Origin of the sequence: Pseudooceanicola sp. LIPI14-2-Ac024, assembly GCF_042188925.1 — a bacterium.
Lineage (GTDB): Bacteria > Pseudomonadota > Alphaproteobacteria > Rhodobacterales > Rhodobacteraceae > Pseudooceanicola.
Map to the genome: position 1 here is coordinate 2,325,784 of NZ_CP170102.1, position 24,167 is coordinate 2,349,950.

General features: G+C 67.9%; 19 protein-coding genes, 1 tRNA gene and 1 pseudogene. 13 read left to right on the top strand and 8 right to left on the bottom strand.

Going from position 1 to position 24,167, the window contains the following annotated elements:
- Positions 1-9: 9 nt before the first annotated feature.
- Genes ACE2AC_RS11315 through xylB form a run of 3 tightly spaced genes read right to left on the bottom strand, consistent with a single transcriptional unit; the run spans position 10 to position 4,122 of the window.
- The gene (locus tag ACE2AC_RS11315) at positions 10-1,305 is read right to left on the bottom strand and encodes a cytochrome-c peroxidase (RefSeq protein ID WP_375687138.1); all 1,296 of its coding nucleotides are present in this window, start codon (positions 1,303-1,305) and stop codon (positions 10-12) included.
- 55 nt (positions 1,306-1,360) lie between these two features.
- Positions 1,361-2,671: a xylose isomerase gene (gene xylA / locus ACE2AC_RS11320; RefSeq protein ID WP_375687139.1), complete on the bottom strand. Its 1,311-nt coding sequence runs from the start codon at positions 2,669-2,671 to the stop codon at positions 1,361-1,363.
- Positions 2,668-4,122 carry a xylulokinase gene (gene xylB, locus ACE2AC_RS11325; RefSeq protein ID WP_375687140.1) on the bottom strand — a complete coding sequence of 485 codons (1,455 nt, stop codon included), beginning with the start codon at positions 4,120-4,122 and terminating at the stop codon, positions 2,668-2,670. Before xylB ends, xylA begins: the two co-directional genes overlap by 4 nt.
- A gap of 246 nt (positions 4,123-4,368) precedes the next feature.
- Between xylB and ACE2AC_RS11330 the strand changes: the two genes are divergently transcribed.
- The 7 genes and pseudogenes from ACE2AC_RS11330 (at position 4,369) to ptsP (ending at position 13,638) form a co-directional block, all read left to right on the top strand.
- Positions 4,369-5,214 (top strand): helix-turn-helix domain-containing protein, encoded by an 846-nt coding sequence (locus ACE2AC_RS11330; protein WP_375687142.1) that lies wholly within the window; start codon positions 4,369-4,371, stop codon positions 5,212-5,214.
- Positions 5,215-5,346: 132 nt separating this feature from the next.
- Positions 5,347-7,515 (top strand): TonB-dependent siderophore receptor, encoded by a 2,169-nt coding sequence (locus ACE2AC_RS11335; RefSeq protein ID WP_375687144.1) that lies wholly within the window; start codon positions 5,347-5,349, stop codon positions 7,513-7,515.
- Positions 7,516-7,584: 69 nt separating this feature from the next.
- A complete protein-coding gene (locus tag ACE2AC_RS11340) occupies positions 7,585-9,288 on the top strand; it encodes an ABC transporter ATP-binding protein (protein ID WP_375687146.1) in 1,704 nt (567 codons plus the stop codon).
- Between the two features lie 124 nt (positions 9,289-9,412).
- Positions 9,413-9,502 (top strand) — tRNA-Ser (locus ACE2AC_RS11345).
- A 105-nt stretch (positions 9,503-9,607) separates the two neighbouring features.
- Positions 9,608-9,829 carry a DUF333 domain-containing protein gene (locus tag ACE2AC_RS11350; protein WP_375687148.1) on the top strand — a complete coding sequence of 74 codons (222 nt, stop codon included), beginning with the start codon at positions 9,608-9,610 and terminating at the stop codon, positions 9,827-9,829.
- Between the two features lie 102 nt (positions 9,830-9,931).
- The gene (locus ACE2AC_RS11355) at positions 9,932-11,167 is read left to right on the top strand and encodes an aspartate kinase (RefSeq protein ID WP_375687150.1); all 1,236 of its coding nucleotides are present in this window, start codon (positions 9,932-9,934) and stop codon (positions 11,165-11,167) included.
- A gap of 228 nt (positions 11,168-11,395) precedes the next feature.
- A pseudogene (ptsP, locus tag ACE2AC_RS11360) lies at positions 11,396-13,638 on the top strand (phosphoenolpyruvate--protein phosphotransferase).
- Positions 13,639-13,713: 75 nt separating this feature from the next.
- Here ptsP and ACE2AC_RS11365 read toward each other — a convergent pair.
- Entirely contained in the window at positions 13,714-14,499 is a 786-nt protein-coding gene (locus ACE2AC_RS11365; protein ID WP_375687152.1) for an EcsC family protein, read from the bottom strand.
- A 57-nt stretch (positions 14,500-14,556) separates the two neighbouring features.
- Positions 14,557-15,042: a GNAT family N-acetyltransferase gene (locus ACE2AC_RS11370; protein ID WP_375687153.1), complete on the bottom strand. Its 486-nt coding sequence runs from the start codon at positions 15,040-15,042 to the stop codon at positions 14,557-14,559.
- A gap of 81 nt (positions 15,043-15,123) precedes the next feature.
- Here ACE2AC_RS11370 and ACE2AC_RS11375 point away from each other — a divergent pair, with 81 nt between their 5' ends.
- The 5 genes from ACE2AC_RS11375 (at position 15,124) to ACE2AC_RS11395 (ending at position 18,399) form a co-directional block, all read left to right on the top strand.
- Positions 15,124-15,729, top strand: a complete 606-nt coding sequence (locus ACE2AC_RS11375) for a flavin reductase family protein (protein WP_375687155.1) — start codon at positions 15,124-15,126, stop codon at positions 15,727-15,729.
- 144 nt (positions 15,730-15,873) lie between these two features.
- A complete protein-coding gene (locus ACE2AC_RS11380; protein WP_375687156.1) occupies positions 15,874-16,743 on the top strand; it encodes an S-methyl-5'-thioadenosine phosphorylase in 870 nt (289 codons plus the stop codon).
- Positions 16,740-17,369 carry a LysE family translocator gene (locus tag ACE2AC_RS11385; RefSeq protein WP_375687158.1) on the top strand — a complete coding sequence of 210 codons (630 nt, stop codon included), beginning with the start codon at positions 16,740-16,742 and terminating at the stop codon, positions 17,367-17,369. Before ACE2AC_RS11380 ends, ACE2AC_RS11385 begins: the two co-directional genes overlap by 4 nt.
- A complete protein-coding gene (locus tag ACE2AC_RS11390) occupies positions 17,369-17,902 on the top strand; it encodes an adenine phosphoribosyltransferase (RefSeq protein WP_375687160.1) in 534 nt (177 codons plus the stop codon). Before ACE2AC_RS11385 ends, ACE2AC_RS11390 begins: the two co-directional genes overlap by 1 nt.
- Positions 17,903-17,976: 74 nt before the next feature.
- Positions 17,977-18,399, top strand: coding sequence for a hypothetical protein (locus ACE2AC_RS11395; RefSeq protein WP_375687162.1), 423 nt, complete (start codon positions 17,977-17,979; stop codon positions 18,397-18,399).
- A gap of 6 nt (positions 18,400-18,405) precedes the next feature.
- On the opposite strand, the gene ACE2AC_RS11400 is transcribed toward ACE2AC_RS11395, so the two are convergent.
- The 3 genes from ACE2AC_RS11400 to ACE2AC_RS11410 form a co-directional block, all read right to left on the bottom strand.
- Positions 18,406-19,929 (bottom strand): phosphatidylserine/phosphatidylglycerophosphate/cardiolipin synthase family protein, encoded by a 1,524-nt coding sequence (locus ACE2AC_RS11400; RefSeq protein WP_375687164.1) that lies wholly within the window; start codon positions 19,927-19,929, stop codon positions 18,406-18,408.
- Positions 19,930-20,032: 103 nt separating this feature from the next.
- A complete protein-coding gene (locus ACE2AC_RS11405) occupies positions 20,033-21,445 on the bottom strand; it encodes an FAD-binding oxidoreductase (protein ID WP_375687166.1) in 1,413 nt (470 codons plus the stop codon).
- A gap of 65 nt (positions 21,446-21,510) precedes the next feature.
- Positions 21,511-22,347 (bottom strand): MBL fold metallo-hydrolase, encoded by an 837-nt coding sequence (locus tag ACE2AC_RS11410; RefSeq protein WP_375687168.1) that lies wholly within the window; start codon positions 22,345-22,347, stop codon positions 21,511-21,513.
- Positions 22,348-22,522: 175 nt separating this feature from the next.
- Between ACE2AC_RS11410 and ACE2AC_RS11415 the strand changes: the two genes are divergently transcribed.
- Positions 22,523-24,127 carry a SulP family inorganic anion transporter gene (locus tag ACE2AC_RS11415; protein WP_375687170.1) on the top strand — a complete coding sequence of 535 codons (1,605 nt, stop codon included), beginning with the start codon at positions 22,523-22,525 and terminating at the stop codon, positions 24,125-24,127.
- The last annotated feature ends 40 nt before the right edge of the window (positions 24,128-24,167 follow it).

Genomic DNA, 24,167 nt, shown 5'->3' on the forward strand with positions numbered 1-24,167 from the left:
CCTCGCCCCTTACCGATCCACCGGCAGCCCGCTCGGAACGGTTTCCGGCACGCCGAGCCGCCCGTCCGCGGCCTCTTGATCCGTCAGCGCCCCGAGGAACGCGAGGATGTCGGCCACCTCGCCGTCGCTCAGTGCCATCAGCATCAGCTCATTCGCGGCGGCGATCCTGTCGACCTCCTCCGGTGTCTCGACAATCGCCCAGTCCTCGGCCCCCGGCATCTCGTGCAAAACGACCTGATCGCGGTCCCAGCCCCTGAGCGACGCGACCGGGTCGAGGTGATGACGCACCACGCCTTCGAGCGTGGCATAGGCCCCGTTGTGACCATACGGCCCCGTCAAAGTGACGTTGCGCAGCGACGGGGTTCGGAAGCGATAGGCATCCTCGGCCGCGCCGGTCACCCGGATGCGCCCCTCGTCGCGGGCATGCGCCTCGAACCGGGCGGCCTTGCCCGGGCCGAACTGCGGCATGGCGATGGCGTGGAATCCGTGGTCGGTCTGCAGCCAGCCGGAATGGCAGGTGGAGCACCCGGCGTCGCCGTAGAAAAGCACCCGCCCGCGTTCGGCGTCCTCGGGCAGAGCCGCACCGCCCGCCATCGCCACGTCGAACGGGCTTTCGTCGGCGCGCCATTCGAAGGTGATGAAATCGGCCAGCACGTTGGCGATGTCGGTGAATCGGATCGGCGCGCCCGCTCCCAGGACCTCATCGAACATCTCCCGGTACGCGGGGATCGCGGCCACCCGGTCGGCGATCCTCTCCCAGGCCCCCGCCTCCCCGGTCAGGTTCGACAGGCGCACCGCCTGCGAGACGTCGTTTTCCGAGTAGTGGCCCGCCATCTCGTCCCCCGACAGCACCGGGAACATCGCCTGCGCCGACAGCACCGAGTCGAAGCCCCTGATCATGTCGGCCCCGAGCGGCGTGCGAATGCCGTCGGGCTGGTCCGCCGCCTCTTCGAGGCGCCCGTCGTGGAACATGACGGTGAAGTCCTCGGCCCCGATGTTCCAGAGCCCCGGCGCGTTGCGCGGGATGCGTTCCTCGGGCAGGTCGAGGGGATCGAAGACGCGTTTCGGCCCCAGGCCAACCCCGCCCTCGCCGACGGACAGCGACATGCCGTCAGAGGTGCCGAGATCGGGGTGATGGCAGGTCCCGCAGGAGATGTTGCGATTGCCCGAGATGACGGGGTCGTAGAACAGGAGCCGTCCCAGTTCGGCCTCGGCCATGCCCACCTCGGGGAACACCGGCCGGGGCCCCAGGTCGTCGGCCTGCGCCGCCCCTGCCCCCAGCACCATCAGCAAAGTCCATCTCATGGCGTCCCTCCCCTGACCCCATCCCGGACGGGCCCGGTTGCCCGGGCCCACCGTGTCAGACGAAGCGGTTCACGAGGTTCTCGAGGTATTCCTGCCGGCCCGAACGCGGTTTCGGGTTGATGCCCTCACCCGCGACCCGGCCCGCGATATCCTCGAGCGAGACCTCGCCCTTCAGCATCGCCTGCGCTTCCGGCTTGTCCCATCCAGCATAGCGGTCTTCGACGAACCCGGCGAGGCTGCCATCCTCGATCATCTTCGCCGCGGCCTTGAGCCCGCGCGCGCAGATGTCCATGCCGCCGACATGGGCCATCAGCAGGTCCTCGGCATCCAGCGACTGGCGCCGCAGCTTGGCGTCGAAGTTGGTGCCGCCGGTGGTGAAACCGCCGTTCTTCAGGATGTGGTAATAGGCCAGCGCCACCTCGGGCACGTTGTTCGGGAACTGGTCGGTGTCCCAGCCGGACTGGTAATCGTTCCGGTTCATGTCGATCGACCCGAAGATGCCGAGCGACCCGGCCAGCGCGATCTCGTGTTCAAAGCTGTGCCCGGCGAGGATCGCGTGGCCCTGCTCGATGTTCATCTTCACCTCGTTCTCGAGCCCGTGGCGCTTGAGGAAGCCGTAGACCGTCGCGACGTCGTAGTCGTACTGGTGCTTGGTCGGCTCCTGCGGCTTGGGCTCGACCAGGATCGTGCCCTTGAAGCCGATCTTGTGCTTGTACTCGACCACGAGGTTCAGCATCCGGCCAAGCTGCTGATCCTCGCGCGCGAGGTCGGTGTTCAGCAGCGTCTCGTAGCCCTCGCGGCCGCCCCAGAGCACGTAGTTCTCGCCGCCCAGCCTGTGGGTTGCATCCATGCAGGTCTTGATCGTCGCGGCGCCGAAGGCAAAGACCTCGGGGTCGGGGTTGGTCGCGGCACCCGCCATGTAACGCGAATGGCCGAAGAGGTTGGCGGTGCCCCAGAGGAGCTTCATGCCGGTATCTTCCTGCTTGCGGGCGAACACTTCCACGATCTCTTCGAGGTTGCGGGTGTTCTCGGCGAAATCCTTGCCTTCCGGCCGGACGTCCGCATCGTGGAAGCAGTAGTAGGGCGACTTGAGCAGCTGGAACATCTCGAACGCCACATCGGCCTTGGCCTTGGCGGAGGCCATGTCGTCGCCGAACCACGGCCGGTCGAAGGTCTGCCCGCCGAACGGGTCGAGGCCGGGCCAGCAGAAGCTGTGCCAGTAGGCCACGGCGAAACGCAGGTGATCCTTCATCTTCTTGCCCATCACGACCTCTTCGGGGTCGTAGTGGCAGAAGGCCAGCGGGTTGGTGCTGCCCTCGCCCTCGAACGGGATCTCGGAGATGTCGCGGAAGAAACCGGTGCTCATGTCAGGATTGCCTTCATCTGGGGATAGAGGGCGCGGTATCTGGCATAGGCCTCGTCATAGGCCGGGGCGAGGTCCGCGCGCGGGTCGATGGTGTGCGAGATCTCGGGCGCGCCCATGATCTCGGAAAGCGGGTCGCCGGTGTCGGCGGCGATGGCCAGCCGGGCGGCCCCAAGGGCCGCGCCGAATTCGCCCTTGGCGGGCAGGTCAAGCGGCAGGTTCAGCACGGTGGCAAGTGTCTCGACCCAGAACCGCGACCGGGTGCCGCCGCCGACCGCCAGCAGGCTGGGGAGCGTGGTGCCGGTGCCCTTCAGCGCCTCGTGGCAGTCGCGCAAGGCAAAGGCCACGCCCTCCATCACCGATTGCGTCAGTTCGGCCGGGCCGTCGGCGATGTCGATGCCGGCGAAGGTCGCACGGATGGCGCTGTCGTTGTGGGGGGTGCGCTCGCCCGAGAGGTAGGGGAGAAAGAGGATCGGTGACGGGCCGGTGACACTGTCCGGCAGGCGCGAGGCGAGTTCGCCCGGTTCGCGCCGCAGGGTGCGTGACAGCCAGTTCAGGCAATCGGTCGCGGCGAGGATCACGCCCATCTGGTACCAGGTGTCGGGCACCGCATGGCAGAAGGTGTGCACGGCCGAGGCCGGATCGGGTGCATAGCTGTCCTTGGCCGCCAGCAGTACCCCCGAGGTGCCGAGCGAGACGAAGCCCTGCCCGTCGCGGAAACACCCCGCCCCGCAGGCCGCCGCCGCGTTGTCGCCCGCGCCACCCGCAACGACCACCGGGCCGGAGAGCCCCCAGGCCGAGAGCAACGCGCCGCGCACCTGCCCGCCCGGCGCAGAGCCCTCCACGAGGTCGGGCATCTGGTCCCGGCGCATCCCGCCAGCGGCCAGCAACGTCTCGGACCAGTCGCGCGTTCCGGTGTCGAGCCACGAGGTTCCGGCGCAGTCGGACATGTCGCCGATGAAGTCGCCGGTCAGCCAGTGGCGGACGTAATCCTTGGGCAGCAGCACCTTGGCGACGCGGTCAAAGACCTCGGGCTCGTGCCTGGCGACCCAGGCGAGTTTCGGCGCGGTGAATCCGGGAAAGACGATGTTGCCCGACCTCTCGCGCACGCCCGGCGTGGCATCGAGGGCCTGGGCCTCGGCGTAGGAGCGCGTGTCGTTCCAGAGGATGCAGGGCCGCAGGATGGCCCCCTCGGCGTCAAGCAGCGTGGCGCCGTGCATCTGCCCGCTGAGCCCGATGCCGCGCAGGGCCGCGAACGCCTTGGGGTGGTCAGCGCGAAGGTGCGCAATCGTCGCCTCGCAGGCGGCAATCCAGTCGGCGGGGTCCTGTTCGCTCCAGCCCGGAGCGGGGTGGGCGACGGGATAGGACGCTTCGGCCTCGCCGACGACCGCGCCCGATCCGTCCACCAGCAAGGCCCTGAGGCCCGAGGTCCCCACGTCGAGTCCGAGATACAAGATGGTCCTCCCGCCGGCCCCTCCTCCGGGGTCGGATCGTATTTATTTCACTTCGTAAAATAAACTCGCAGCGGCGCGATTGTCAATTGCCCGCGTGATGATCACCCCGCCACCAGAACAGGTGGCGGTGGCGGGCCGCCGTTGACTCTCCGCACGACGCTGCCTTAATGGCCGGGCAGCCAGCGCCTTCGCGTCAGCGATCCCAATCGAACCCAGGCGCGCTGCTCCATGTCCTTCCGCCCCCGCATGACCGTCTTCACCGAGGGCATCCGCCCGATCGGCCGCCTCCAGTGCCGGATCTGGGATGGCGCGGTTGCGGACCTCTGGCACGCGCGGGGCGAGGCCGGGGCGCACGGGCACTACGTCTCTCCCGACCCGCGGCTGGTGATCTTCCTCGACGACACCGACAGCACGATCCGCGTCTCGGACGATCCGGCGTTCCGCGACTCCGGCGCCACGGGACGGATCAGCTTCATCCCGGCGGGGATGCCGCTCTGGTCACGGATCGGGGATGACCGGCCGTTCTCGCACCTCGACCTGCATTTCGACCGGGACGCCCTGCTGGCCCGGGCCGGTGCACGGATTACCGACGAGGCGCTGGACCGCCCGGTGATGATCGACGCACATCCGCAGATCATGACGCTGGCCGGGCTGATGGCGGGCGAATGCCGCGCGCCGGGACAGCCGGACCTCTTTGCCGACGGGCTGATGCTGTCGATGCTCGCTGCCCTCTTCGCCGGACCCGCGCAGCAGGCCGGTGCATCCGGCCTGACCGACGCGCAGCTGCGGCGGATCGAAAGGCATGTCCTCGACGCGCTGCACCGGCGGGTGCCGGTCGGCGAACTGGCCGAGGTGCTGGGCCTGTCGGAAAGCTGGTTCGCCCATGCCTTCAAGCGGCGCACCGGGGAAAGCCCTTATCGCTGGCAGCTGTCGCTCCGCCTCGACGCCTGCAAGGAGATGCTGGCGAACCCGGATCACGCGCTGGCCGACATCGCGGCCGCCTGCGGCTTTGCCGACCAGGCCCACCTGACCCGCGCGTTCCGCGGCCACACCGGCGTCACGCCCGCCGCCTACCGCCGCGCCGGGGCCTGACCCGACGTTTTCGCGACGGAATCCGTCAAGCCGCGACAGGAAACGACAAGACGGGCCTTGAAACTTGACTTAAACGCTCGGAAAAGCCGCCGGCACGCCCGCCGGCCACTCGCACGTTTGAAGGAAGAAGAGATGCCCGCGCAAATCTCCGCCGCCCAGCTCCTGGGATGCACCGCCCTGATCGCCGTCGCCGCCCTGCCCGGGCTCGCCCTGGCGCAGGAGGCGACCACCCTGCAGCCGATCACCGTCGAGGGGACCGATGACGACGGGAACGGCCCGGTAGCAGGCCAGGCCAATCCCATGACCCAGGCGGGAACCAAGACCGGCGTGCCGGTGACGAAGGTGCCCCAGTCGGTCAGCGTGGTCAGCCGCGAGGAGCTCGAACAGGACAATATCGTCAAGCTCGACGCCGCGCTGGAATACGTGGCCGGGGCCGAAGGCGCGCCGTTCGGCTTTGACAGCGACACCAACTGGTTCCGCCTGCGCGGCTTCGACGCCACCCAGACCGGCGTCTACCAGGACGGGCTGCAGCATTTCTCCTACGGCTTCGGCGGCTTCTACATCGACCCGGCGCTGGTCGAACGGGTCGATGTGCTGAAAGGCCCGGCCTCGGTCCTTTACGGCGGGGCGAACCCGGGCGGGATCATCAACTACGTCTCGCGCCTGCCCACCGGGGACACCGGCGGCAAGCTGAGCGTCGGCGTGGACGAAACCGGCAGCGGCGAGGTCACCTATGACCAGCAGGGGGTCACCGCGAACGGCCTGGCCTGGCGCTTCACCGGCAAGCTGGCGCGCCAGGACGGCCGCGGCGCCTTTGATCCGGGCTGGCGCGGCGTGATCGCCCCTTCGGTCTCCTACACCACAGACGCGGGCACCAAGCTGACTTTTGCGTTGAGCTACACCAAGATCGACGAAACCCACGTCGGCGGCGCCTGGCTGCCCTATGTCGGCACGGTCGAGGCCGCGCCCTTCGGTTACATCGACCGGGAGTTCAACACCGGCGACCCGGACTACGACTGGTACAAGCGCGACCAGATTCTGGCCACCGGGATCGTGGAGCACCAGCTCGACAGCGGCTGGAAGCTGACCAACACCACCCGCGTCGGCTGGGCCGAGATCGACGAGAGCGCGCCCTATGCCTATGGCTACGGCGACGGGGCGGCCTGGAACCCGACCTTCACCAACCACTTCCAGAACAACCCGGTGGGCGGGACCGACACGCTGTCGCGCATCTTCTTCGAACACCAGACGACCACCAAGACGGTGCTGAACGACTTCCGTCTCGAAGGCACTGCCTTCACAGGCGCGGCCCGACATAACCTGCTCTTCGGCGCCGACGTGAAGTGGTTCGAGATGACGCAGGTGCAATCTTCTGTCTCGTCCCCGACCGCGCCCGTGATCTCCATCGGGTCGCCGTCCTATGGCGGGATCAGCGTGACTCCTTCGCCCTATATCGACAACACGATCACGCAGAAGCAGCTCGGCATCTATGCGCAGGACCGCATCGAATGGGGCCAAGGCTGGATCGCCACGCTGAACGCCCGCTACGACTGGGTCGACACCGAGGCCGTCGGCACCCCAGCCTACGACTACACCGATGGCGAGTTCTCCTGGCGGATCGGCCTGGCGCGGGAGTTCGAGAACGGCGTCACGCCCTATGTCTCGGCCGCGACCTTCTTCAACCCGCTGGTCGGCACCTCGTCTCTGGGCGCGCTCTACCCGGAAACGGGCGAACAGATCGAGGCGGGCGTGAAGTGGCAGCCATCGGGCAGCAACCTCCTGCTGACCGCCGCCGCCTTCCAGATCGAACGCAACGGCGTGGTTACCGGCCCCTTCGGCGCCGAGACCCAGCTGGGGCAGGTCCGCTCCCGCGGGTTCGAGCTCGAGGCCAAGGGCGACATCGCGCCGAACCTGCGCCTGACCGCCGCCTTCACCGCCATGGATGTCGAGATCACCGAGGATGCCGATGCCAGCCTGATCGGCAACACGCCGGGTGGCACGATGGAACGGCAGGCGGCGCTCAAGCTGACCTATGACGTGCCGCAGGTGCCGGGCCTGTCGATCAACGGCGGCATCCGCTACCGGGGCGAAAGCTGGGCTGACGACGCCAACACCGCCAAGGTGCCGGACGTCTGGCTGATCGACGCCGGCGCGAGCTTTGACTTCGCCGACGGCTGGAACGCCAACCTCGCCGTCAGCAACCTGGCCGACCGGACCTATGTCGCCTCCTGCGACGGCACGCTGTCGTGCTTCTACGGCGAAGGCCGCCGGGTGAGCCTCGTCGTCAGCAAGGAATGGTGATAGTCCACACCTGACCGATGTTTCGGCGGCGGCCACCCGGTCGCCGCCGCTGTTCTTTGGATCCTGCCGATGCTCCGCAAGTTCTACGAATTCTATCGCCCCTGGAAGGCATTGTTCTGGCTCGACTTCGGCTGCGCCGTCGCCTCGGGCCTGCTGGAACTGGCCTTTCCGCTCGCGGTGCAGGCCTTCATCGACCGCCTGCTGCCCAGCGGGAACATGTCGCTCACCATCGTTGCCGCGGCGGCGCTGCTGGCGATCTACCTGGTCAACGCGGGGCTGATGACCATCGTGATCTACTGGGGTCACAAGCTGGGCATCAACATCGAGACCGAGATGCGCCGCCGCGCCTTCGAACACCTGCAGAAGCTGTCGTTTTCCTATTTCGACCGCGTCCGCACCGGCAAGCTGGTGTCCCGCGTGACCCGCGACCTGGAAGAGATCGGCGAGGTCGCCCACCACGGGCCCGAGGACCTGTTCATCGCGGTGATGACCTTCATCGGGGCGTTCCTGCTGATGCTAACCATCGACGTGGAACTCGCGCTGATCACCGCTGCCATCGTGCCCGCCTGCGTCGCGATCGTGGTGGTTTACGGCGGCAGGATGACCCGCACCTGGCGCGAGATTTACTCGCGCGTGGCGAACTTCAACGTCCGGCTGGAAGAGAACGTCGGCGGCATGCGCGTCGTCCAGGCCTTTGCGAACGAGGAGCATGAGGCCGCGCTCTTCGCAAAGGACAACGAAAGCTACCGCGACACCAAGCTTGCCGCCTACAAGGTCATGGCCGCCTCCTCGGCGCTGAACTACATGGGCATGCGGTTCATCCAGGTGATCGTCATGGTAGCGGGCGCGGTCTTCGTGCTGAACGGTTCGCTCACCACCGGGGGCTTCGTCGCCTTCCTGCTGCTGGTGAACGTCTTCTTCCGCCCGCTCGACAAGATCGCCGCAGTGATCGAGGTCTATCCGCGCGGCATCGCTGGTTTCCGCCGCTACCTCGAACTGATGGAGACCGAGCCCGACGTCGCCGACCACCCGGGCGCGCAGCCCGCCCCGCGGCTGCAGGGCGCGGTCCGGTTCGAGAACGTCAATTTCGCCTACGGCAAACCCGGCCCGGTTGTCCAGGACGTCAGCCTCGACATTCGCCCCGGTGAGACGATGGCCTTCGTCGGCCCCTCGGGCGCCGGCAAGACGACGCTGCTGTCTCTGGTGCCGCGATTCTACGAACCCCAGTCGGGCCGTATCACCATCGACGGCATCGACACCGCCGGCATGAAGCTCAACTCGCTCCGCCGCCAGGTCGGGCTGGTCAGCCAGGACGTCTTCCTCTTTGGCGGCACCCTGCGCGAGAACATCGCCTACGGGCGTCTTGACGCAAGCGAGGCCGACATCCTCGAGGCCGCCGACCGCGCCCAGCTGACCGAGATGATCGCGGGCCTGCCCGAGGGCCTCGACACCGTCGTCGGCGAACGGGGCGTGATGCTGTCCGGCGGGCAGAAACAGCGCGTGGCCATCGCGCGCGCCTTCCTCAAGAACCCGCCGATCCTGATCCTGGACGAAGCGACCTCGGCGCTCGACACCGAGACCGAGCGCCTGATCCAGGCCGCGCTCGAAGATCTGTCGCGCGACCGCACAACGATGGTGATCGCGCATCGGCTGGCCACCATCCGCGACGCCGACCGCATCGCGGTGATGGAGGCCGGCCGCATCGTCGAGCTTGGCACCCACGAGGAATTGAGCCGCGCCGCCGGTCGCTACGCCCGCCTCAGCGCCGCCTGACCCGGCCCGTGCGGCGCCCCTCGCGCCGCACACCGCCACCCGACCGCGGCCCCGCCGCAACGGCAATCAATTCGACCCCTTTTCTCCTTGTCTTCCCCGCTTTCGCCCAGCTATACGCGTCGGCGGAGACGTGGCCGAGTGGTCGAAGGCACACCCCTGCTAAGGGTGCATACCGGAAACGGTATCGAGGGTTCGAATCCCTTCGTCTCCGCCACCCCTCCCCCGCACACCCCCAAGCGCCCTATCCCGCTGCCGTGGTTCCGCGTACGCTGACCTTGTGCCGCGCATGCTGCAGGCATCCCGCGCGCAAGGAGGACCCGTGACCCGACTGCCCCTTCTCTTCTTCGCCCTCGCGCTGACCAGCTGCGAGCAGACCACCACCACGCCGGTCAGCGAGGTTGCCAATCCGGCCTCGACCTTCTGCCTTTCGGCGGGCAACCGGTACGAAATCCGTGACGGCGCAAATGGCCAGTACGGCGCCTGCATTCTGCCGGACGGGTCCGAGGTGGACGCCTGGGACTATTTCCGCGCGAACGCCTGAGGTTTTCCGGCGCGGGTGACGCCCCCGCCGCGCCGGCGCATCTTGCGCCCGCGCCCGCCTGCGCGTAAACCGCGCGGCAATTCGGCAACCGGGAAAGCGTTAATGCCCGTTCTCGTGATGAAATTCGGCGGCACCTCGGTCGCCAACATCGACCGCATCCGCCGCGCCGCCAAGCGCGTGGGGGTCGAGGTCGCCAAGGGCTATGATGTCATCGTCATCGTCAGCGCGATGTCCGGCAAGACCAACGAGCTGGTCGGCTGGGTCGGCGAGATCTCTCCGCTCTACGACGCGCGGGAATACGACGCCGTGGTGTCGTCGGGTGAAAATGTGACCGCCGGCCTGATGGCCCTGGTGCTGCAGGAGATGGATATCCCCGCACGCTCCTGGCAGGGCTGGCAGGTGCCGGTCCGCACGACCTCGGCACACAGCCAGGCCCGGATCGAGGAGATCCCGACCGACAACATCAACCAGAAGTTCGGCGAGGGCATGAAGGTCGCCGTCGTCGCGGGCTTCCAGGGCGTCAGCCCCGAGGGCCGGGTCACCACCCTGGGCCGGGGCGGGTCGGACACCACCGCCGTCGCCTTCGCCGCTGCCTTCGACGCGGAACGCTGCGACATCTACACCGACGTGGACGGCGTCTACACCACCGATCCCCGGATCAGCACCAACGCCCGCAAGCTGGATCGCATCGCGTTCGAAGAGATGCTGGAACTGGCCTCGCTCGGCGCCAAGGTGCTGCAGACCCGCTCGGTCGAGCTGGCCATGCGCTACAATGTAAAACTTCGGGTTCTGTCGAGCTTCGAGGAAATGGACGACAACGCCGGCACCCTGGTCTGTGCCGAGGAGGACATCATGGAATCCAAAGTGGTCAACGGCATCGCCTATTCCCGCGACGAGGCCAAGATGACGCTGATCTCGGTCGCCGACCGGCCCGGCATCGCGGCGGCGATCTTCGGCCCGCTGGCCGATGCGGGCGTGAACGTCGACATGATCATCCAGAACATCGCCGAGGAAGGTCGCACCGACATGACCTTCTCCTGCCCGGTGGACCAGGTCCTGCGCGCCGAGAAGGCGCTGTTCGCGGCCAAGGAAAGCGGCTCGATCAACTTCCACGACCTGGTGGCCGACAAGAACGTCGCCAAGGTTTCCGCGGTCGGGATCGGCATGCGCTCGCAGTCCGGCGTCGCCGCCAAGATGTTCAAGACGCTCTCGAACGAGGGCATCAACATCAAGGTCATCGCCACGTCCGAGATCAAAATCTCGGTCCTGATCGATCGCAAGTACATGGAACTGGCGGTGCAGGCACTGCACGACGCGTTCGAGCTGGAAAAGGCCTGATCGCCGCGACCGACCGCGCGGCGCCCGTGCGTCGCGCCCCGGCGGCAACCGCCTGAATTCGCGCCGCCTTTCCGGGTGCGGCATGACATGCCCCGCGGCCACCGCCCGCGCGGCGAGCACCCGCAGCCGGCGGTTGCGTTTCTGCCCCGCGGTCACCTTAGGCGTTCCTAATCGGCGTCAGGTATGCTCTAGTCGGCTCGCAGGATCGACAGGACTTCACTCACCCCGATGACCGACAGACACGAGACAGACAGCCGCCAGATGCTCGGCCGACTGCGCGAGGTCATGGCCGAGGAGGCGACCGGCCAGACCCGGCTCGATTCGATCACCCATCTCATCGCCAACGAGATGCGGACCGAGGTCTGTTCGATCTATCTCTTCCGCGACGCCGAGACCCTGGAGCTCTGCGCGACCGAGGGCCTCAAGAAGGAGGCGGTGCACCAGACCCGGATGCGGCTCGGCGAGGGCCTCGTCGGCCGGGTCGCGCGGTCCGGCAAGCCGGTGAACACCGCCGACGCGCCGAGCGAACACGGCTTCCGCTACATGCCCGAGACGGGGAGGAGATTTACTCGTCCTTCGCCGGCGTCCCGATCCAGCGCCTGGGCGAGAAGCTGGGCGTGCTGGTCGTGCAGTCCAAGACCGCGCGGCTCTATTCCGACGAGGAGCTCTATGCCCTCGAGGTCGTCGCCATGGTGCTGGCCGAGATGACCGAGCTTGGCGCCTTCACCGGTGAGGGCGCGGCGCTGAAGGCGCGGCACAAGCACCCCGTCGCCTTCCGCGGCACCACCGGGCAGGAGGGCACGTCGGAAGGCCACGTCTGGCTGCACGAGCCGCGCGTGGTGGTCACCAACCCGATCGCCGAGGATCCGCAGCGCGAGACCGAGCGCCTGCGTGAGGCCGTGGACAGCCTGCGCGTCTCGGTCGACCAGATGCTCGAGGGCGTGGGCACCGCCGACGCGGAGCACCGCGAGGTTCTGGAAGCCTACCGCATGTTCGCCAATTCCCGCGGCTGGCTGCGGCGGATGGAGGAGGATATCCAGCGCGGCCTTTCGGCCGAGGCGGCGGTCGAGAAGGAACAATCGATCGCCCGCGCCCGGATGGAAACCGCCAGCGACGCCTACCTGCGCGAACGGCTGCACGACCTCGACGACCTGTCGAACCGTCTGCTGCGCATCCTGACCGGACAGGGCAAGGAAACCGGCGCCGAGATACCGCATGACCCGATCCTCGTCGCGCGCAACATCGGCCCGGCCGAACTGCTGGATTACGGCCGTTCACTGCGCGGCGTGGTGCTGGAGGAGGGCTCGGTCGGGTCCCACGCCGCCATCGTCGCCCGCTCGCTCGCCATCCCGCTGGTGATCCACGCCGACCGCATCACGACCGAGGCGCTGAACGGCGACCCGATCATCGTCGACGGCGACGCCGGCGTCGTCCACCTGCGCCCCGAGGACACGGTGGTCAGCGCCTTCCGCGACAAGATCGCGATGCGCGCCGAGGCGCAGGAGCGCTATGCCTCGATCCGCGACACCCCGGCAACCACCCCCTGCGGCCGCACCATTGCGCTGACGATGAACGCGGGCCTGATGGCGGACCTGCCCTCGCTCGAGGGATCGGGGGCCGAGGGCGTCGGCCTCTTCCGGACCGAACTTCAGTTCCTCATCCGCAACAAGATGCCGACCCGGACGGAACTGGCCGCGCTCTATTCGCGCGTGCTCGATTCCGCGCATGGCAAGCGGGTCGTGTTCCGCACGCTCGACATCGGCTCGGACAAGGTGCTGAGCTACATGAAGCCCACGGACGAGCCGAACCCGGCGCTTGGCTGGCGGGCGATCCGGGTCGGCCTCGACAAGCCGGGCGTGATGCGGATGCAACTGCAGGCGCTGATACGCGCCGCCAAGGGGCGCCCGCTGACCGTGATGTTCCCCTTCGTCGCCCAATATGATGAGTACCGCGCCGCGCGGGCCGAGGTCGACAAGGCGATGGAGCGCGAGCGCATCCTGGGCCATCCGATGCCCGCCACGCTCGAGGTCGGCGCGATGCTGGAAACGCCCTCCCTGGCCTTTGCGCCCAAGCAGTTCTTTGAAGAGGTCGGGTTCCTGTCGATCGGGGGCAACGACCTCAAGCAGTTCTTCTTTGCCGCGGACCGCGAAAACGAGCGCGTGCGCCGCCGCTACGACACGCTCAACGTGTCGTTCCTGACGTTCCTCGAAGGGATCGTGGAGCGCTGCCGCGACACCAACACCCCGCTCAGCTTCTGCGGCGAGGACGCCGGCCGACCGGTCGAGGCGATCTGCCTTGCCGCCATCGGCCTCGACGCTTTGTCGATGCGTCCGGCCTCGATCGGCCCGGTCAAGTCGCTGCTGATCCGCACGGACCTCGCCGCGCTGCGAGAGGTGATCCACCGCGCCCGCGACGCGGGCCACCAGTCGGTCCGCCCGGCCGTGATGGACTGGCTCAAGACCCAGCCCTGAACGGAACGAGCCACCAAACCGCCCCGTCGGGTGCGTGCTCGCACGCACCGTTCGCCGCCCTCACGGAACCGCCTCTCAGGCCGCCTTCACCCGCTTCTTCTCGATCCGCTCGCGCAACCCTTCGACCAGCGCCTCGTGCGGCACGTCGGCTTCGATCGCCAACCGACGCAGGCCGAAATGCACATGCGCCATCTCGTTGTAGTAGCTGGTGAAGGCATAGTTGGTCGCCGCACCCGCCATCGCGCCCAGCACCGGCACGGTCTGCGCCGCCAGCTTCTGCCCCAGCACGGTGGCAAACCGCGGGGCGACGCGGGTGATCATCGCCTGCACCGTGGTGCCCGACAGCGCGAACCGCGCGGTCAGGAACCCGAGGTCCGCGCCCTCGCCACGGCCCAGCGGACCGGCGGCGGCAAAGACGTTCAGCACGTCGAACTGGACGTTCTCGGCATCGGTGTCAAAGCCGTGCTCGGCCGCCACCCCCTCGATCACGCGCAGCAGGATGGTCGTCGTCACCGGGATCTCGGCCAGGGCCGAGGGCCAGCCGCCGAAGCCGCCGGCCGCGCCCATGGCGGTGGTGAAGGCGCTGTTCAGCCAGTCGGGCTGATCCTTGACCACGCCGCGCGATCCGTGGGCCGCGCGCAGGGCCGAGGTCAGCGCGCTTTCCGCCGCCCGGTCCAGCCGTCCGCGCATGCTCTCCGGCAGGCGCTCGATCAGGTTCTCGGCGGTCACGCCGATCACGTTGAGAACCTGCATCCCCACGCCGCCCGCCCGCCGGTACCGGCGGGCCAGCATGTCCAGCTCCTCGCGCACCGCGGGGGGCAGCGCCTGGGTGTCGTTCATGTGATCATCCATGGTGTCCATGGATCAAAAGATCGGTGCGTTGGCCCGCATTTCAATAGGCACGCGCCGCGAGGCCCCTCAGAACGCGCGTTCGACGGTTCCCTTCACGCCCTTCCATCCACCCGGCTGCAGCTCGAGCCCCAGCACCCGGTCCGGGTTGGTCGGCGGCGGCATGATGACGCCATTGAGCTTGGTGAACCCAAAGCGCCCGTAGTAGGGCGCGTCGCCGACCAGCATGACTCGGTTCCAGCCGCGCGCGGTGCCAAGTGCAAGGGAATGGCGGATCAGCTCGGCCGCCAGACCCTCGCCCTGCCGTGTCGGGTGCACCGCCACCGGCCCCAGAAGCAGCGTGATCCGGCCGCCGACGCGCACCGGCCAGTAGCGGATGGCCCCGGCGAGGATCCCGTCGGCATCCCGCGCGACGCGGCTGAGTTCGGCCACCTGCGGCACGTCCTCGCGCAGGCGATAGGACGACAGCGCCGTGCGCCCCGGCGCGAAACAGAGGTCGAAGAGCGCCTCGACCTCCCACCAGTCCTCTGGTGCCTCCTGTGCGAATGTGAACACCGCGCCTGCCTCTTCTTGGTCTGGTCAAGGCCCCTAGCATGACGCTATCAGCGGGGCAAACCACACCCGGGGGAGACTGATTTGTTCTATGAACCGAAAGACGGCCACGGCCTGCCGCACAATCCTTTCAACGCCATCGTGACGCCCCGCCCGATCGGCTGGATCTCGACCCGCGACAGCGAAGGCCGCGACAACCTCGCACCGTACTCCTTCTTCAACGCGGTGGCGTATTTCCCGCCGCAGGTGATGTTCGCCTCGACCTCGGCCAAGGACGACCGCGACGGGACCAAGGACTCGGTGGCGGTGATCCGCGAGACCGGCGTCTTCTGCGTGAACATCGTCGAATACGCGATGCGCGACGCGATGAACGCGACCTCGGCCACGCTGCCCGCCGGCAGCGACGAATTCGCCAAGGCCGGGATCGAAAAGGCCCAGGCCCGCACGATCGACTGCCCCTATGTCGCCGGTGCCCCGGCCGCACTGGAATGCAAGCTGACCGAGATCGTAAAGCTGCCGGGCGAGGCGAACTACACTGTCTTCGGCGAGGTGACCGGCGTGCACATGCGCGACGACTGCCTGCGCGACGGGATTTTCGACGTCACCACCTTCCAGCCGCTGAGCCGCCTTGGCTACCGCGACTACGCCCGGGTGACCGAGCTCTTCAGCCTGCAGCGCCCCGACGACTGACCGACGACCCAAGCACCTGGAACGATGCCCAAAACTCCGGCTGCCCCAGCGGCACCCGGGGCCGGGCGCCACGGCGCGGCCCGCTGGCCCATTGTGCCGGGCGCGCGCCGCGCTACTGTGCCAGCGGGACAACAGGGGACATCCATGACACATCTCGGCATCATCGGCGGCTCGGGTCTCTACGAGATCGCCGGACTGGAAAACGCGACCTGGACCGAGGTGGAGACGCCCTGGGGCGCCCCCTCGGACGCGATCCTGACCGGCACGCTGGGAGGCGTGAAGATGTCGTTCCTGCCGCGCCACGGCCGCGGCCACGTGCACAGCCCGACCGACGTGCCCTACCGCGGCAACATCGACGCGCTGAAGCGGATCGGCGTGACCGACGTGATCTCGGTCTCGGCCTGCGGATCGTTCCGCGAAGAGATGGCGCCCGGCCATTTCGTCGTCGTGGACCAGTTCATCGACCGCACCGTGAACCGGGAAAAGAGCTTTTTCTCCTCGGGCCTCGTCGCGCATGTCTCGATGGCGCACCCGACCTGCCCGCGCCTTGCTGACGCCTGTTTCGAGGCGGCGCAGGCGGCGGGCGTCACTGTCCACAAGGGCGGCACCTACCTCGCGATGGAGGGCCCGCAGTTCTCGTCGCTGGCGGAAAGCCGGATGTACCGTGAAAGCTGGGGCGCCGATGTCATCGGGATGACCAACATGCCCGAGGCCAAGCTCGCCCGCGAGGCCGAGCTCTGCTATGTCACCGTCGCGATGGTCACCGACTACGACAGCTGGCATCCCGACCACGGCGCGGTCGACATCACCGAGATCGTCCGCGTCCTGCACGGCAACGCCGAGAAGGCCCGCGACATGGTTGCCCTCCTGCCCGGCCTCCTCGGCCCGGTGCGCGAACTCTGCCCGCATGGCTGTGACCGCGCCCTCGAATTCGCGCTGCTGACCGCGCCCGAGAAACGCGACCCTGCGCTGGTCGCCAAGCTCGACGCCGTCGCCGGCCGGGTGCTGGGATGAGCCCCGAAACCTGGTTTGCCTTCGTCGCGGCCAGCATCGCGCTGGTGGTGATCCCGGGCCCGACGGTCCTGCTCACCCTGTCCTACGCGCTGAGCCAGGGCCGCCGGGTGGCGTTGGCGGTGGTCCTGGGGGTCGCGGCAGGCGACGTGGTGGCGATGTCCGCCTCGCTTTTCGGGCTCGGCGCGCTGCTCACCGCCTCGGCCACCGCCTTTGCCATCGTCAAGTGGATCGGCGTCGCGTACCTGACGTGGCTGGGCCTGTCGATGCTGCGCCACAAGCCCGAGACGGGCACCGGCCCCCTTGCCGTCCCGCCCGAGGTGCCGGCGCGCCTGGTCTGCCGCCACGCCTTTGTCGTCACGGCGCTCAATCCCAAGGGCATCGCCTTCTTCGTCGCCTTCGTGCCGCAGTTCCTGAACCCGGCCGCGGCCTTCGCACCGCAGTTCGCGATCCTGCTCGCCACCTTCGTCACCATTGCGGCGCTCAACACGCTGGCCTATGCCCTGCTGGCCGGACGGCTGCGCGACCGGATCACCCGGCCCGGGGTGGCGCGCTGGCTCAACCGCACCGGCGGCGGCATGCTCCTCGCCATGGCCGCGCTGACCGCAACACTGAAAAGGGCTGCCTGATGTCCGACGACCTGCGCGACTACATCCGCACCATCCCCGACTTCCCGCACGAGGGGATCATGTTCCGCGATGTGACGACGCTCTTTGCCTCGCCCCGCGGGTTCCGGATGGCGGTGGACCGGTTGGTCGCGCCCTATGCCGGGCAACGGATCGACAAGGTGGTGGGCCTCGAGGCCCGCGGCTTCATCCTGGGCGGCGCGGTGGCGCACCAGCTGTCCTGCGGCTTCGTGCCGGTGCGCAAGGCGGGCAAGCTGCCCGCCGCGACCCTGTCGCGGAAGTACCAGCTCGAATACGGGGAGGCCGAGGTCGAGATCCACGACGACGCCATCGCAGGTGGCGAGACGGTGCTGCTGGTCGACGACCTGCTGGCCACCGGCGGCACGGCCGAGGCAGGGATCAGCCTGATCGAACAGCTGGGCGGGATCGTCACCGGTTGCGCCTTCATCATCGACCTGCCGGACCTGGGCGGACGCAAGCGGCTCGAGGGCATGGGCATGAAGGTTCACTCCCTCTGCGACTTCGACGGCGCCTGACCGCGGCGGACCGAATCCTTGGCCGGCCGGCGGATCGGGGGCATGCTGGAAGTCCCGATTTGAGGACGACAGCCATGTTCAGACCCTTTTTCGCCATCATTGCCTTCACCCTTGCCACCCCCGCCCTCGCACAAAGCGAGCGGCCGGCCAGCGAAGCCGCCGCGCAGGTGCATTTCCCGGCCGGCGCCTCCGGCGTCACCCTGCAGGGCGCGGTGCGCGGCAACGATTTCTTCGATTATGCCCTCGGTGCCCGCGCCGGGCAGACGATGAGCGTGGACCTGTCCGTCGCCGACACGAACGGCGACGGCACGATCTACTTCAACATCATGCCGCCCGGCGCGACCTACGAGGTCATCTACCTTGGCCAGAACGAGGGCAACTCGGCCCGCGTCGAGCTGCCCGAGGACGGAGATTACGTGATCCGCATCTACCTGATGGGCAACGACCGGGACACCGACAAGACGGTGGGCTACAACCTCGACGTCGCGATCGACTGATCGGCGCTAGAGCTGGCTCTCGATCGGGAGCCAGCCGGACACCGTCGCCACGATCTTGCGGAAGAAGCTTGCCAGCGGCTCGCGCTTGAAGACCTCATCGCGCCCGGCCCCGGTGTAGAGCCAAAGGTTGTCGTTCTGCGGCTGCCGCTGGACGTCGAAGGCATAGTCCGAGGCGGCGCTGTTCAGCCGGTTCAGGATGTAGCGCGCCAGCGTCGGGCTTTCGATCAGCATCCCAAGTTCGGTGTTCTGCCGGAACGAACGCGGGTCGATGTTGTTCGACCCCACGAACACCGCGTCGTCGTCGATCACCGCCAGCTTGGTGTGCAGCGTCAGCGGCGCGTCCAGCCGCCCGGTGAGGAACGGCGCATCCACCCGCACCTCGATGATCTCGACCCCCGCGGCCAGCAGCTGCTGGCGGTAGCGCGAGTAATGCCCGTGCACGTAGGGATGGTTGGTCGAGGCGAGGGAGTTGGTGACGATCCGCACCTTCACGCCCCTCTGCGCCATCTGGCTGAAGAACGCGGCCCCGGTCTTTTCCGGCACGAAGTAGGGCGTCAGCACGATCAGCGAGCTTTCCGCCCGCGACAACGCATCGTAATAGGCCTCTTCCAGCACGAAAGGCCCGGTGTAGGGTCTGTTGCGCAGCTTGTCCGGGTCGTCGACGTAGAAATCCGCACGCCCCCGGAACATCGGTTCGGCACCCTTCAGCAGGTCATCGAGGTATGGCGCGTTGACCGCGCGGGCATAGACCTCGGCGGCTTCGGAGTCCTCGGCCGCGCGGAACTCCTCGAGCGCGATGCCGAGCGCTTCGGGGTCGCCCTGCTCGAGCGCGGCGAGGGGCACGGACCACTTGTCGTTCCAGTAGAGGTCGAACCCGCGCGACAGCTTGGCCACCGGCGCCCCCGCGACCAGCATGTCGAAGTCGGCGAATTCGCTGTCGGTGCCGATCTGGTAGTACTCGTCGGCCACGTTGCGCCCGCCGATGATCGCGATGGCATTGTCGATGATCAGCGACTTGTTGTGCATCCGCCGGTTCACCCGCCGGAAATCGAGCACGAAGTTCATCGCGTAGATGCTGTTGCGCGAGAGCGGGTTGAAGCTTCGGATCTCGACGTTCGGATGGGCGTCGAGCGTGGCGATCTGGTCGTCGCGCGCGGTGGTGAAGACATCGTCGTAGAGCAGCCGCACCCGCACGCCGCGCTCCGCCGCCTCGTAGAGGGCCAGCCAGATCAGGGCGCCCGCGGTGTCAGGCTTGATCAGGAAGGTCTGCAGGTCGATCGAGCGTTCGGCGCGCTCGATCAGTCGCAGCCGGGCGCCGAGCGCATCGTTGCCATCGGTCAGCGGCGCGGCGGTCACACCGGTGGACTGCCCGGCGGTCAGCGTATCGGCCATCCGGGCGACCGATCCGCCCGGGGGCAGCGCGGTTGTCTCGGTCCGCGGGGCATCGAAGGGCACGTAGGTGCAATTGGGCAAAAGCAGGAGGAGGCCCAGAAGCCCCGCCCCCATCACGCCGTACTTCAATCCTTTCACGGATCCCCTCGCCTGCCGTCCCGCCCGGTCACGACGCCGGGCTTCCCCACCGCCAGTCTGCCCGCGCCATGGCCTGTCTGGCAAGCCCGGCCTGTACGCGGCGTCAGGCCAGGACCGCGCCGGGGTTCATGATGCCGTTCGGATCGAAGAGCTGCTTGATCCCGCGCATCAGCTCCAGCCGTGCGGGATCGCCGTAGCGTTCGAGCTCGGCCACCTTCAGCCGGCCCACCCCATGCTCGGCGCTGAAGGAACCGCCCATCTCGACCACCAGGTCGTGGACCGCCTGGTAGATCTCGGTCGTGCGGCCCATGTAGCCGTCGCGCGTCTCGCCCTTCGGGGGAAAGAGGTTGTAGTGCAGGTTGCCGTCGCCCAGGTGCCCGAAGCAGTTGATCCGGAAGGGTCCCAGCCCCGCGACCAGTTGATGGCCGCGCCGAATGAACTCGGGCACCGCGCTCAGCGGCAGGGACACGTCGTGCGAACAGACGCTGCCGATCAGCTTGTTCGCGGTCGGCAGCATCTCCCGCACGTTCCAGAGCTCCTCGCGCTGGCCTTCGGACTGGGCGATCACGCCGTCGCTGACCAGCCCGGCCTCGGCCGCCTCGACGAACAGCGTTTCGAGTGCCTGCTGCGGATCGTTGCCGCGGGCCAGCCCGATGTCGATCAATACCGACCACGCGGGCGCACCGGCAAAGGGCCGCTTCACCTGCGGCATCGTTTCCGCGAGGAACTCGTAGCCTTCGCCCGACATGATCTCGAACGCCGACACGCCTTCGCCCATCTGGCTGCGGGCCATCGTCAGCAAGGCCAGCGCCGCCGCGGGGCTTTCGACCACCAGAAGGGCGGTGCCTTCCTCGGCCGGGATCGGGGCGAGCTTGAGCGCGGCGGCGGTGGTGACGGCCAGCGTCCCCTCGGAGCCGATCAGCAGGTTGCGGATGTCGTAGCCGGTGTTGTCCTTGCGCAGCCGGGTCAGACCGTTCAGCACCCGCCCGTCCGGCAGCACTGCCTCGAGCCCGATGCAGAGGTCGCGCGCATTGCCGTAGCGCAGCACGTTCACCCCGCCCGCATTGGTCCCGAGGTTGCCACCGATCCGCGCCGTGCCCTTGGCCGCCAGCGACAGCGGGAACAGCCGGTCGACCTTGCGCGCGGCCTCGTGCAGGTCCTGCATGATGACGCCCGCCTCGGCGATCACCACGTTCTCGTCGGGATAGATCGCCCGGACGCGGTTCATCCGCTCCATCGACAGGATCAGTGGCGCGGGCCCTTCGCCCGGCGTCTGCGCTCCGACAAGGCCGGTGCCGCCGCCGTAGGGGATCACCCGGACGCGGGCGTCATTCGCCGCCATCAGGATGGTGCGGACCTCCTCGGTGCTCTCGGGCGCCAACACCATGCCGACCGGCGCCTTCCATCGCCCGCGCGGGTCCTCGAAATAGCGCGGCTCGGCCTCGCGGAAGGTCTTGGGCGACAGGCGGTCGCGGAGGGTGTCGGCAAAGGCCGCGTCGGCAGGTGCATATGTCATGCCGGCGACACTATCACCGGCGCGCGGGCGGTAAAGCGCCTTGCCCGCGGTGCCACGGATGCATGTCAGCGCGGGTCGCTCAGCGGCTGCGGCTGCAGGACGATCACGGTGGGCCGCGACGGCAAGTCACGCAGCGAGACCATGATCTCGCTGTCGCCTTCGTTCACGATGGCGAACTCGTCCGCCACGCCATCCAGGAACCAGTTCAGCGAGCCGCCCGAGAACCAGTGCATCGGCAACACGATCGAGCTTTTCAGCCGCTCGACCACCTTGGTCATCGTCGGCAGGTCCAGCGTCATGCCACCGTCGACAGGCGCCATCAGCACGTCGACCCGGCCGAGCGCGGCATACTGTTCCTCGTTCGGTTCGTGATGCAGGTGGCCGAGGTGACCGATGCAGAGCCCCTCGACCTCGAAGATGAAGATCGAGTTGCCGTTCTCCTCGACCCCGCCCATCGACCGGATATCGGTCGAGACGTTGCGCACCAGCATCTCGCCCAGGTCGAGGTAGCGGTCCGCCGCCTCGCCGAAGGTTTCGGACCAGCCGCGCAGGACGTGCGGGATCGCCGGGTCGGGCGCGCCGGTCCAGTGGCTGGAATGGGCGTGGTTCATCGTCACGACGTCGGGCAGGAAATCGGCGCTGCCGATCCAGCCGTTGTAATCGGTCACCGCCGACAGCCCGCCGGGGGTCTGGATCAGGAACTGCGAATGGCCAAGGTAGGAGATCCGGGCCGAGAAGTCCGGCACGGCATCGCGAAAGCTGGCCTTGTGGATGTACTGCACCCCGGGCGTGGCATCGGCGATGGCGATGCAGTGGCTCAGGCGCGGCCCCGCGTCCTGCGCGGCGACGGGGGCTGAAAGCGCGGCGAACAGCAGCCAGGCGAGGTGTCGGACTGGGGTCATGGCAGGCCTCCTTGCGTCACCTTAACAGGCTGTCCGGATGGCGCTTTCACGAATGTGCGAGAATCGAAAGGGAGCCATGCGCCAGACGCATGGCAGCCTTCTGCGACGCAGCATGGCTCCACGGGGTGTTTTTCGCTATGAGGGCCGCTGATTTTCCCAGACCACCGGACGTCTCTTGAAACGCGCAGCCCTCACAGCCTTCGCCAATCGCATCGATTTGCCCGATCTCCGCATCGCCCCGACCAGCCGGCTGACCCCGTCCGGATTCCGCACCGAGCTTCTCTCCGGCCTTACGGTCGCGCTGGCGCTGGTGCCCGAGGCGGTGGCCTTTGCCTTCGTCGCGGGGGTGGAGCCGCTGGTGGGCCTCTACGCCGCCTTCATGGTGGGCCTGATCACCGCCCTGATCGGCGGACGTCCCGGCATGATCTCGGGCGCGACGGGCGCACTTGCGGTCGTCATGGTGGCTCTGGTGGCGCAACACGGGGTCGAATACCTCTTTGCCACCGTGGTGCTGATGGGGATCCTCCAGTTGCTGGCGGGCGTGCTGCGATGGGGCAAGTTCATCCGGCTGGTGCCGCACCCGGTGATGCTGGGCTTCGTCAACGGGCTGGCGATCGTGATCTTCATGGCGCAACTGACGCAGTTCAAGGTGCCGGGTTCGGGCGGCACGGAATGGCTCTCGGGCCCCCAGCTCTGGCTGATGCTGGGCCTGACGGCGCTGACCATGTTCGTGATCTGGGTCACACCGCGGATCACCCGCGTCATTCCCGCCCCCCTGATGGGCATCGGCGTGACCGCGGCGCTCGTCATCGGGCTGGGGCTGAACGTGCCGCTGGTCGGTGACATGGCCTCGATCGACGGCGGCCTGCCGACGTTCCACATCCCGATGGTTCCCTTCACGCTTGAGACGTTCAAGATCATCCTGCCCTACGCGATGATCCTGGCCGCCATCGGCCTGATCGAGAGCCTGCTGACCCTGAACCTGGTGGGCGAGATCACCGGCCAGCGCGGCGGCGCCAGCCAGGAGTGCATCGCCCAGGGCACCGCCAACGTGGTGACCGGTTTCTTCGGCGGCATGGGCGGCTGCGCGATGATCGGGCAGTCGATGATCAACGTGAACTCGGGCGGCCGGACCCGGATCGCGGGTGTCGCGGCGGCACTCTTCCTGCTGCTCTTCATCCTCGTGGGGTCTTCGCTGATCGAGCAGATCCCGCTCGCCTCGCTGGTTGGCGTGATGTTCATGGTGGTGATCGGGACCTTCGCCTGGAACTCGATCAAGATCCTCGCCAAGGTGCCGACGACCGACGCCTTCGTGATCCTGCTGGTGACAGTCGTGACGGTGCTGTCTGACCTCGCCGTCGCCGTGGTCGTGGGCGTCATCGTCTCGGCGCTGGCCTATGCCTGGAACGCGGCCAAGCGGATCGGGGCCAAGACCTACACCACGCCCGAGGGCGCCAAGGTCTACCAGGTGCGCGGGCCGCTCTTCTTCGGCTCCACCGACGGGTTTGCCGAGCTCTTTGACGTCAAGGATGACCCGGCCACTGTCATCATCGACTTCGAGGACAGTCGCGTGGTGGACCAGTCCGCCCTTCAGGCCATCGAGGCGCTGGCGGGCAAGTACGAGGTCGCGGGCAAGCGGCTGCAACTGCGCCACCTCTCGCGGGACTGCCACAAGCTGCTGACCCGCGCCGGGCACCTGATGGTCGACAGCGACGACGACCCGGACTACGCGCTGGCGGTGGATTACGACGTGCGCACGGGGATCCTCGGCGGGCATTGAATGCGCCGGTGCGTGGCGTGGCGGTGCGTGTCGAGCACGC

Coding starts and splice junctions, on each gene's coding strand:
- ACE2AC_RS11315 (WP_375687138.1), bottom strand. CDS start 1,305: ATGAGATGGACTTTGCTGATGGTGCTGGGGGCAGGGGCGGCGCAGGCC.
- xylA (WP_375687139.1), bottom strand. CDS start 2,671: ATGAGCACCGGTTTCTTCCGCGACATCTCCGAGATCCCGTTCGAGGGC.
- ACE2AC_RS11330 (WP_375687142.1), top strand. CDS start 4,369: ATGACCGTCTTCACCGAGGGCATCCGCCCGATCGGCCGCCTCCAGTGC.
- ACE2AC_RS11335 (WP_375687144.1), top strand. CDS start 5,347: ATGCCCGCGCAAATCTCCGCCGCCCAGCTCCTGGGATGCACCGCCCTG.
- ACE2AC_RS11340 (WP_375687146.1), top strand. CDS start 7,585: ATGCTCCGCAAGTTCTACGAATTCTATCGCCCCTGGAAGGCATTGTTC.
- ACE2AC_RS11355 (WP_375687150.1), top strand. CDS start 9,932: ATGCCCGTTCTCGTGATGAAATTCGGCGGCACCTCGGTCGCCAACATC.
- ACE2AC_RS11365 (WP_375687152.1), bottom strand. CDS start 14,499: ATGGACACCATGGATGATCACATGAACGACACCCAGGCGCTGCCCCCC.
- ACE2AC_RS11380 (WP_375687156.1), top strand. CDS start 15,874: ATGACACATCTCGGCATCATCGGCGGCTCGGGTCTCTACGAGATCGCC.
- ACE2AC_RS11385 (WP_375687158.1), top strand. CDS start 16,740: ATGAGCCCCGAAACCTGGTTTGCCTTCGTCGCGGCCAGCATCGCGCTG.
- ACE2AC_RS11390 (WP_375687160.1), top strand. CDS start 17,369: ATGTCCGACGACCTGCGCGACTACATCCGCACCATCCCCGACTTCCCG.
- ACE2AC_RS11395 (WP_375687162.1), top strand. CDS start 17,977: ATGTTCAGACCCTTTTTCGCCATCATTGCCTTCACCCTTGCCACCCCC.
- ACE2AC_RS11405 (WP_375687166.1), bottom strand. CDS start 21,445: ATGACATATGCACCTGCCGACGCGGCCTTTGCCGACACCCTCCGCGAC.
- ACE2AC_RS11410 (WP_375687168.1), bottom strand. CDS start 22,347: ATGACCCCAGTCCGACACCTCGCCTGGCTGCTGTTCGCCGCGCTTTCA.